Consider the following 9,155-nt stretch of genomic DNA (forward strand, 5'->3'; position numbering starts at 1 on the left):
ATGGAAATATAAACAACGACTTCTTTATTGACCTTATCGGCAATTTCCAAAATCTCACTCAAAGCCACTACCGATTGTGCAATGGTTTTATGCGTATTTCGCATTTGAAAGTTTTCTGAAATCGAAAATGGGTAGCCCAAATAATTTATTTCGGGATGTTTTGAAGCATCTTCAGCTCCACGTGTATTAGCAATTATAGCCAAAAGTTTACTCTGGGTTTTGGAAAGGTCCAACAGCGATAGCACTTCAGCCGTATCCACCATTTGCGGAATGGCTTTTGGCGAAACAAAACTGCCAAAATCAATGGTATCGAAACCAACCCGTAACAACGACTGAATGTACTGAACCTTTTTTTCAGTAGGAATAAAATCCTTGATACCTTGCATGGCATCGCGCGGACATTCTATAATTTTAACCTGTTGCATCGTTCAAAGATAGCAATTCCTACGCATGCAGAAATATTTCGCATAAAAAATAATCATCGAAAAAATGGCTGATCAAAGTATTGAAAAAGACATATGAATGCTATATAAAAACGGACTTAAAAAATTCCATTTAAAAGTCCGTTTTACAATTATTTACATTTTGCAAGTACTTTTTCGGCCAGTTTTTTAGCTATTTCCCTATTTTCTTCAGGATCACTACTAATTTTTGTAAGAATCGTAAATTTGGCTATGCCCGCAAGAACAACCAATTCTCCACCCCATTGGTTATTCCATTTATACCAAGAACTTGAGCCTAAACCGTCAACAGCTTGCCAAGCTGATTTCGCGCGTACCTCCATCAAATCTTTACCTGTCTTTTTAACTTCATCTTCTGCCTTATCAAGATTTTTATCAATTTGGGCCAATTCTTTATCAGATAACTGCTTATAGCCCATATCAAAGATTTCGATATTAGATTTTAAATCACTGACATCATCGTAAAAAGAAAGATTTTTAATACCCATGGTGTTTTGATCAGGTAAATTCATTTTCATGCCTGATACTTCCATGGTAAACGTAGGACGGTCGCTTGGCCATTGAAATATGTGTTGGCCATAGCTCCCTGAGCGCAATTCCACTTTTGCGGCATCGGTATTAAATGGATACACCGAAGTCATTTCCTCTTTTGTTAGAAGCAAATCGTAATTTTCCTCAAACTTTTTTAAACAATCGTATGTTTTACCACTGCTTTTGCTACTTACCTTTTCTGACTTAACATCCGAATTAGATTCGGAATTGGCTTCTGAAGATTCTTTTTTTCCAGAGTTGCATGAGAACAGCGCAAAGACCATTCCCAAAAGAAAAACTGTTTTTTTCATAAGTTTTATAAATTTTGGTTGACTGCTAATTTACATTTATTTATATAATTTTCAACAGTCACACAAATTATGTTCTGATTTATAATAGTTTATAACGGCTAACGAAAATTTTTATGCCAAAATAATATAAAGTCCGATACCTACAAAAACGACGATTTGCAGCCATTTTAAAAAGGTTCCGACGCCTTTTCTTTTCAATATGAAATTAGAAATACGTCCGGCCAATAATGCGATTGCACTAAAAACAAGAAAGGAAATAATCATAAACAACACTCCTAAAACATAAAACTGAACAATGGTATTTCCATTATTATCCCAAAGAAAACCGGGGAAAAACGCCAAGAAAAAAATCATAACCTTCGGATTTACCAAATTCATGATAAACCCAGTTTTATAAAGTTGCAAATACGATTTTGAAGGTGCATTTTCAGAAAGTGAAATTGTTTCATCACTTCTATAAACTTTATAAGCCAAAAACAACAAATAACAAGCACCCAAAACCTTGATCCCATAAAAAAGATCTGAGGAAGCCGTGATTATTGCCGAAATACCAAACGCCAAAAGCGTGGTGTGCACAATGCAACCACTTATAAGACCTGCCGTTGTGGCAATACCGCTTTTAGTGCCATTGACCAAGGCTTGCGTTAGCACATAAATATTATCTGGCCCTGGGGCTATAGCAAGGGCCAATGTGGCTATTGAAAAAGAGAGAAGTGTTTCTATCATATAAAAGACGTAAGACCGCTACGTTGTTAGACGTAAGATTTAAGACTTAAAAGTATTGAATTTGGGACGTTATTTTATAGGCGAAATAATTTATCGTATATCTAATATCGGTTTGAACTATGAGTAGTTGTGTCGGTTAATACTTATTTTTGAAAGTACACTTCAAGTTGGAAAATCTTGCGAAATTGCTAAAGTAAACAAGAATAGACAATAACTTATAATCATGTTGTATCTGGTCTTTAATTAATTCATATATTCAAATTTCGGTCTGTTTTCATCGAGTTTAAATTCGTTATTTATATAAACTACACCATTTAAATCCATTCGGATTCTTTTGTCATTATCGTTTACAAAAACATGAATTTTAGTCACAAAATTTTCTTTGAAATTTCTAAATTCTATCGTTTTCGAATTTGGCCAAGGAATAATTGAGTCTTTTCCTGGTTTCAATAAAATAATATCATAGGTGATACTGTCTATTTTCGAATCATTCCACTTAAACTCGTCAAAAGCGATTTCCATATCATATTTCGCAAGATCAATATGCTCTTCCTGTTTTTCAATAATTAAGTCAATATATTCTGTTATTCGGTCATTATTAAAATCCTTTTGTCCAAAGTTCCTGAGCAATTGCTTCAATTCCGATTTGTTCAAATACATTTTTTTTTGCTCCATTAAGCCTGTTTTGTAAGTCAGAAAGACAGATTTCCCAAATTCCTTAATTGTTTGATTTCTCTCTTGGCAAGAAATTCCAAGAACCAAAAAGAAAAGAATATATATTTTTCGTTTAAGCATTTAATAATATTAAATTCAGGGAGTTCTTCGCAAATTGCATACAACTTATGTCTTTCACTCTTAAGCTATTTTGCCAAAATCGCTTTATTAATCTCCGTGATCAATCCAGGGCCTTCATAAATAAATCCGGTATAAAGTTGAATCAAATCGGCACCGGCATCGAGTTTTTCCAGAGCATCTTTGGCAGAGTGAATTCCGCCAACACCAATAATTGGAAACGCTTTGTTGCTTTTTTGTGATAGAAAACGAATCACCTCAGTTGATCTTTTAGTTAAAGGCTTTCCACTTAAGCCACCCATTTCATTTTTGTTATCAGATGTAAGCCCTTCGCGTGAAATCGTTGTATTTGTAGCAATGACACCATCAATTTTTGTGGTAGCCACAATATCAATAATATCCAAAAGTTGCTCATCCGTAAGATCTGGAGCAATTTTTAATAGTATTGGTTTACGTTTTTGTTTTAAGTTGTTTTTATCTTGAAGTGTTTGCAATAAATCGGTCAAAGGCTTTTTTTCTTGAAGAGCACGAAGGTTTGGCGTGTTTGGTGAACTCACATTAACCACAAAATAATCGACATAATCAAAAAGTGCATCAAAACAAATAATATAATCATTCACCGCTTCCTCATTGGGCGTAATTTTATTTTTACCAATGTTTCCTCCTATCAAAACACGATTTTTATGACCTTGCAAAGGATTGGTTTTTAAGCGTTCAACAGCTTCTGCAACACCGCCATTATTAAATCCCATCCTATTAATAATTGCTGCGTCATTCTTTAAACGAAACAAGCGCGGCTTTTCATTGCCATCTTGTGGTTTTGGCGTGACCGTTCCAATTTCAATAAATCCAAAACCTAAGTTTGAAAGCTCTTTATAAAGTTTAGCGTCCTTATCAAAACCTGCGGCCAATCCAACTGGATTAGGAAATTGGAGTCCAAAAAGTTCACGTTCTAACTTTGGGTTTTCCAATTTATAAATACTTCGAAAAACACCACCCAAACCAATCCGATGTGAAAAACGAATTAGCGAAAAAGTAAAATGATGGATTCTCTCAGGATCAAACTTGAAAAAAAGGGGACGAATTAGGAATTTGTACATAACTTATAAAAATAAAAAACACTCCAAAGATAGGGCAGTTTTTATATTGCTTTATTGAAATTTTTAATATTTAAGATCCATGCCTAATTTACTATCATTAATCATCTTTTACTTCAAATTTGTTGTAGTTAATGACAATAATCAAAACCCCTAACACTTCAAATGTATTTACTTTTCTCATAAATATTTTTAGACACTAAATCGGAAAACATTTCAAAAAACACCTATAAGTCCGAAAAAATTATTCACATATAAATGCATACATAGTGTTAAAAATTGTGTAAATAAGTATAAAACGTACAATTCAAACCGTCTATTTGAGTTCTCTTAACGTACATATAAAATGAAGAAGCTCGAAACAATTCGATCACAAAAAATCGAACTGTCTGATATAACAATGATTAGTATTTTAAAGGTTTTCATTTCTAACCGTTCGTCTAATAAGCATTGAAAAACTTTACCCAAACAACCGTTTGTCGTATTTTTACGCTCTTAAACCCAGATTTTATCTTATGAACATCAACAAATATATCGACCATACACTTTTAAATCCAGCGGCAACCGAAAGACAAATCATCGATTTATGCAATGAGGCCAAGAAATATGAATTCTATTCCGTTTGTGTAAATAGTTGTTATGTTCCTTTAGCCAAGCATCTACTTTCAAAAACAGCGGTCAAAGTGGTATCGGTTGTTGGTTTTCCACTTGGCGCTACAGCGACAGAAGTCAAAGTTTTTGAAGCCAAAAATGCCATAAATGAAGGTGCCGATGAAATAGACATGGTCATAAATATTGGGTTTTTAAGAAGCAAAAACTACTTGGCTGTATTTAAGGATATTTCTGATGTCAAAACGGCTATTGGAAAAACGCCACTAAAAGTTATTCTTGAAATTAGCGAACTTTCAAAAAACGAAATCGTGAAAGCTTGCGAAATATGTGTTGATGCCAAGGCCGATTTTATTAAAACATCGACTGGTTTTTCAAAAAGTGGTGCCACTTTAACCGCTGTCAAAATCATTAAGAAAACCATTAGAGATCAAGCCAGAATAAAAGCTTCAGGAGGTATTCGTGATATAGAAACTGCACTTAAATATATTGACGCCGGTGCCGATAGGATTGGTACATCCTCTGGCGTTGCAATGATGACTAATAAAACGTCCACTACAAAGTATTAATTTTTATCTTTAGGGTTTTATTAAACTAACCCTATGAGTGTACATATTGAAGCCAAAAAAGGAGAAATTGCCGAAACCATCCTTTTACCAGGCGATCCTTTAAGAGCAAAATGGATTGCCAACACATTTTTTGAAAATCCAAAACGTTTTAATAATGTTAGAGGAATGCTAGGTTATACTGGCACTTACAAAGGCAAGCCTATATCTACAATGGGCACCGGAATGGGCGTACCGAGCATTTCGATTTACGCACATGAATTGATCACGGAATATGATGTAAAAAACCTTATCAGGGTTGGAAGTGCTGGATCTTGTCAAGAATACATAAAACTCCGCGATATTGTCCTAGCTATGGCGGCCTCCTCAACTTCGGGCATTAACGAATTGCGGTTTAGCGGTGCCGATTATGCGCCAACAGCAAATTTTGGTCTGTTTCAAAAAGCAGTCGAAGCAGCAAAAACCCAAAACATTCCTTTAAAAGCAGGAAATGTTTTAACAAGTGATGAATTTTATGCCGATGACTTTGAGTCGTACAAACAATGGTCAAAATTTGGAGTCCTTTGTGTTGAAATGGAAACATCAGGACTTTATACGGTAGCTGCAAAACATGGCGTAAATGCACTAAGCATTCTCACCATTTCAGATTCTTTAGTAACTGGCGAACATACAACCGCAATGGAAAGGGAAACGACGTTTAAAGAAATGATCCATATTGCTTTAGAATTAGCATAAACCAACTAAAAAACAACATATGATTCGGTCCATTATTCTTACCAGCTTTATTTTATTTTCAGTCACTATGTTTGCACAAAAAGAACTATCTGAAGGAACAACCACCTATTATTTTATACGCCATGCCGAGAAAGATGTAAGTGATCCTTTAGAAAAGAATCCCCATCTCACTGACATTGGCCATAAAAGAGCTGAAAGTTGGAGTAATATATTAGAAAATATAAAGTTTGATGCGGTGTATGCCACACATTATATCAGAACACAGGAAACTGCAAAACCAACAGCCGATAAAAATAAATTGGAAATTACCATTTATCCTGTTCGTTCAAAATATGATGAGACCTTTAAAACCGCAACTTCCGGAAAAACAGTTTTAATAGTTGGGCATAATAACACCATTCCAGAATTTGTGAATGACGTGATTGGAAAACAGAAATATGGTGAAATTGAAGATTCCAATAATGGCAATCTCTATATCGTGACCATCACTAATGGATTTATTAACGATATGTTGCTTAAAATTAATTAAGTACTTCTACCTTAATATTTCTCAGTTCGATATTTGATAATAACTGCAATTTATTAGCCATAAACAAATCATCCAGATCCTCAATTTTAAGCACTGAGTTTTCGGGCAAATAATTATTGTAATCTACAAACCGTAATCCATTTACCACTCTAGCGTTATAAGCTTTTCTAAACCGATAGCCCAAACCGTCTTTTTCTTTAAAAGAATACGCTAAATAATCAACATTAAAAGACGTTTTGTTGATCCAATAAATGAAAACATCATCAAAATCTTCGCCACCACCATCTTCGGAAAAGGTCACCTTAATTTTATAATAATCCTTGCCTTCAATGTTTACAGTTCCCAAACTTTTTTTATGAACCGCTTTATCATTTAACCCATAAGGCAACACCGAAAAATAATGTACAGAATTGACTGAAGCACTATAAAGCGATGCCAATGAATCTGAAACCTGGACCTTTTCATCATCTTCAAAACGCTCAAATCCTGAATTACTCAACACATCCCTAATTTCGGAATTCGCTTTTTTAAACTGGCGTTCCAATCTAAAACTACCATTTTTACGAACGGCTTTGTAGTGCATATCTCTAAAATCAAATTCTATTTTTGAGTGTTTAAACACATCGCCACCAGCAGCTTCTATGGATTGATTCACAATTTCTTCGGCAGATAGCTCGGCCATTTCATGATTTTGCTTTTGCTTACAACCAAAAACAAACAACAGCCCAACGATAATAAATGCATTTCGAAACATAATATTGGTTTATATATGAATAAGTAAAAATAAAGATTACAGCCATGTCATTCAAAAAATTATACTAAATGTTTTACCTTTGGCCACGTATGCAGAAACAAATTAACATCCGTAACAGAAAAGCACATTTCAATTACGAAATACTGGATAAGTATTCCGCAGGAATTGTTTTGAAAGGCACCGAGATAAAATCCATCCGAAGTGGTAAAGCTTCAATTGCTGAGAGTTTTTGTGAATTTAATGAAAAAGGTGAGCTTTTTGTCATCAATATGAACATTGAAGAATATGCTTTTGGAACCCATTACAACCACAGACCAAAAGCTGAACGCAAACTTTTATTGACCAAACGGGAATTAAAATCGCTCAATAAAGATGTTCAAACCAAAGGATTTTCTATAATTCCGCTACGTGTTTTTATAAATGATAAAGGATATGCCAAAATGGAAATAGCGTTGGCCAAGGGTAAAAAACTATATGACAAACGCGATACCATTAGAGATCGGGACAACAAACGAAACCTGGATCGGATCAAAAAAATATACAGTTAAAAAAGCTGTTTTAAATTTCACACTTTTAAAAACGAGAACTTTCTCGTTTTTTATTTTTATATAGAAAGCCAAAATCAGAATTCAAAGTTGTTTTTTTGGGAAGATTATAACGTTTTAAAATCGGTTTTATAACTAAGTTTGAAATTCTAACCACCAGCAATCCATGTTATCATGCGTTTGTAGTGTCACTTTCATCAACTATGTTTAAAAATCTACTTACTTTTATTTTCGTTTGTACAAGCTTACAAGTCTTTTGTCAAATAAAAGGACAAATTACCGATGCTAAAAATGACGCACTTCCGTTTGTCAACATTTATATCGAAAACACCTTTACAGGAACCACAAGTAATGACAAAGGGTATTACGAACTTAATATTGACAAACCTGATACTTACACTGTTGTTTTTCAGTTTTTGGGTTATAAAACGGTGAAAAAAGAAGTAGAAATTAAAGAATTTCCCTACTATTTGGATGCCGTTCTTGTTGAAGAACAAATTTCATTAAATGAAGTTGTTATCAATTCCAATGAAAATCCTGCCGATATCATCATCAGAAAAGCCATTGTCGAACGAAAAACAAATTTGGAAAAAATAAAAAGTTTTAAAGCTGATTTTTATTCTCGTGGGTTAATTAGGATAAAGAATGCACCAGAAAAATTCTTCGGACAAGAGTTGGATGAATTTATGGTGGGATTAGATTCTACGCGAAGTGGAATTTTATATTTGTCAGAAACCATTTCAGAAATTGAATACCAATATCCTGATAAATTAAAGGAAAAAATTAGTGCTTCAAAAGTAAGTGGCGACGATAACGGATTTAGTTTTAACACGGCAAGTGATGTCAATTTCAACTTTTACAACAACACCATCGAACTTGGAAACCAAATCATTTCGCCCATTGCCGATTATGCTTTTAACTACTATAACTACAAGTTGGAAGGTGTTTTTTATGATGATAAAGGCCATTTGATTAACAAGATTAAAGTGATTCCAAAACGTAAAAACGATCGTGTTTTTTCGGGGCTTATTTATATTGTTGAAAACCAATGGACCATTTACGCTTTAGAATTGGGAATTACCGGAATCCAAGCGCAAATCCCGCCAGCCGAAATAATTACTATTACTCAAAATTTTTCCTATTCGGAAACAGATCAAATTTGGGTACTTATTTCGCAAGGCATGGATTTTGGATATTCACTATTCGGATTTAAGGGCGACGGGCGTTACACTGCCGTCTATAGCAATTACAACTTCAGTCCTGATAGTGAAAAAAAGCGTTTTGGAAAAGAAATTCTATCCTTTGCCAATGAAGCCAACAAAAAAGATTCGACCTATTGGAAACGCATGAGACCGGTTCCATTGACCGATGAAGAAATCAAGGATTATTTGTTGAAAGATAGTGTTCAGACCTTGAGAACCTCCAAGCCTTATCTTGATTCCATCGATTTAAAAAACAATAAATTCAAAATACAAAATGTTCTTTTTGGTTATAGCCAT

At 34.1% G+C, this 9,155-nt stretch carries 10 protein-coding genes and 1 pseudogene; 5 read left to right on the forward strand and 6 right to left on the reverse strand.

Annotated features, from left to right (window positions below; all coding sequences use genetic code 11):
* The 5 genes and pseudogenes from VNJ50_RS11660 to VNJ50_RS11680 all read right to left on the reverse strand — a co-directional run.
* Window positions 1-425: pseudogene (locus VNJ50_RS11660) on the reverse strand (hydroxymethylglutaryl-CoA lyase); the annotation flags it as partial.
* 149 nt (window positions 426-574) lie between these two features.
* Window positions 575-1,303: a hypothetical protein gene (locus tag VNJ50_RS11665; protein WP_325582107.1), complete on the reverse strand. Its 729-nt coding sequence runs from the start codon at window positions 1,301-1,303 to the stop codon at window positions 575-577.
* 111 nt (window positions 1,304-1,414) lie between these two features.
* Complete coding sequence (locus tag VNJ50_RS11670; protein ID WP_325582109.1) at window positions 1,415-2,029, reverse strand: LysE family translocator; 615 nt, start codon at window positions 2,027-2,029, stop codon at window positions 1,415-1,417.
* Window positions 2,030-2,272: 243 nt separating this feature from the next.
* Complete coding sequence (locus VNJ50_RS11675; RefSeq protein WP_325582111.1) at window positions 2,273-2,704, reverse strand: hypothetical protein; 432 nt, start codon at window positions 2,702-2,704, stop codon at window positions 2,273-2,275.
* 185 nt (window positions 2,705-2,889) lie between these two features.
* On the reverse strand, window positions 2,890-3,921 hold the full coding sequence (locus VNJ50_RS11680) for a quinone-dependent dihydroorotate dehydrogenase (protein ID WP_325582113.1): 1,032 nt from the start codon (window positions 3,919-3,921) through the stop codon (window positions 2,890-2,892).
* Window positions 3,922-4,433: 512 nt separating this feature from the next.
* Here VNJ50_RS11680 and deoC point away from each other — a divergent pair.
* Genes deoC through VNJ50_RS11695 form a run of 3 tightly spaced genes read left to right on the forward strand, consistent with a single transcriptional unit; the run spans window position 4,434 to window position 6,357 of the window.
* Window positions 4,434-5,096 carry a deoxyribose-phosphate aldolase gene (deoC, locus tag VNJ50_RS11685; RefSeq protein ID WP_325582115.1) on the forward strand — a complete coding sequence of 221 codons (663 nt, stop codon included), beginning with the start codon at window positions 4,434-4,436 and terminating at the stop codon, window positions 5,094-5,096.
* Window positions 5,097-5,129: 33 nt separating this feature from the next.
* Entirely contained in the window at window positions 5,130-5,828 is a 699-nt protein-coding gene (gene deoD, locus VNJ50_RS11690; RefSeq protein ID WP_325582117.1) for a purine-nucleoside phosphorylase, read from the forward strand.
* A gap of 19 nt (window positions 5,829-5,847) precedes the next feature.
* Window positions 5,848-6,357 carry a phosphoglycerate mutase family protein gene (locus VNJ50_RS11695; RefSeq protein ID WP_325582119.1) on the forward strand — a complete coding sequence of 170 codons (510 nt, stop codon included), beginning with the start codon at window positions 5,848-5,850 and terminating at the stop codon, window positions 6,355-6,357.
* Here the strand turns inward: VNJ50_RS11695 and VNJ50_RS11700 are convergent.
* The gene (locus VNJ50_RS11700) at window positions 6,350-7,111 is read right to left on the reverse strand and encodes a DUF6503 family protein (protein WP_325582121.1); all 762 of its coding nucleotides are present in this window, start codon (window positions 7,109-7,111) and stop codon (window positions 6,350-6,352) included. The two genes, VNJ50_RS11695 and VNJ50_RS11700, sit on opposite strands and share 8 nt — an antisense overlap.
* A gap of 89 nt (window positions 7,112-7,200) precedes the next feature.
* On the opposite strand from VNJ50_RS11700, the gene smpB reads away from it, so the two are divergent.
* Both smpB and VNJ50_RS11710 read left to right on the forward strand, forming a co-directional pair.
* Window positions 7,201-7,659 (forward strand): SsrA-binding protein SmpB, encoded by a 459-nt coding sequence (gene smpB / locus VNJ50_RS11705; RefSeq protein ID WP_325582125.1) that lies wholly within the window; start codon window positions 7,201-7,203, stop codon window positions 7,657-7,659.
* Window positions 7,660-7,859: 200 nt separating this feature from the next.
* Window positions 7,860-9,155: DUF5686 and carboxypeptidase regulatory-like domain-containing protein (locus tag VNJ50_RS11710; RefSeq protein WP_325582123.1), on the forward strand; the 1,296-nt coding region annotated here is incomplete at its 3' end.

It is taken from the genome of Gelidibacter sp., from assembly GCF_035577925.1.
GTDB lineage: Bacteria > Bacteroidota > Bacteroidia > Flavobacteriales > Flavobacteriaceae > Gelidibacter.

Bases quoted from the DNA above. Each gene is read 5' to 3' on its own strand.
- VNJ50_RS11665 (WP_325582107.1), bottom strand. From the start codon at position 1,303: ATGAAAAAAACAGTTTTTCTTTTGGGAATGGTCTTTGCGCTGTTCTCA.
- VNJ50_RS11670 (WP_325582109.1), bottom strand. From the start codon at position 2,029: ATGATAGAAACACTTCTCTCTTTTTCAATAGCCACATTGGCCCTTGCT.
- VNJ50_RS11675 (WP_325582111.1), bottom strand. From the start codon at position 2,704: ATGGAGCAAAAAAAAATGTATTTGAACAAATCGGAATTGAAGCAATTG.
- VNJ50_RS11680 (WP_325582113.1), bottom strand. From the start codon at position 3,921: ATGTACAAATTCCTAATTCGTCCCCTTTTTTTCAAGTTTGATCCTGAG.
- deoC (WP_325582115.1), top strand. From the start codon at position 4,434: ATGAACATCAACAAATATATCGACCATACACTTTTAAATCCAGCGGCA.
- deoD (WP_325582117.1), top strand. From the start codon at position 5,130: ATGAGTGTACATATTGAAGCCAAAAAAGGAGAAATTGCCGAAACCATC.
- VNJ50_RS11695 (WP_325582119.1), top strand. From the start codon at position 5,848: ATGATTCGGTCCATTATTCTTACCAGCTTTATTTTATTTTCAGTCACT.
- VNJ50_RS11700 (WP_325582121.1), bottom strand. From the start codon at position 7,111: ATGTTTCGAAATGCATTTATTATCGTTGGGCTGTTGTTTGTTTTTGGT.
- smpB (WP_325582125.1), top strand. From the start codon at position 7,201: ATGCAGAAACAAATTAACATCCGTAACAGAAAAGCACATTTCAATTAC.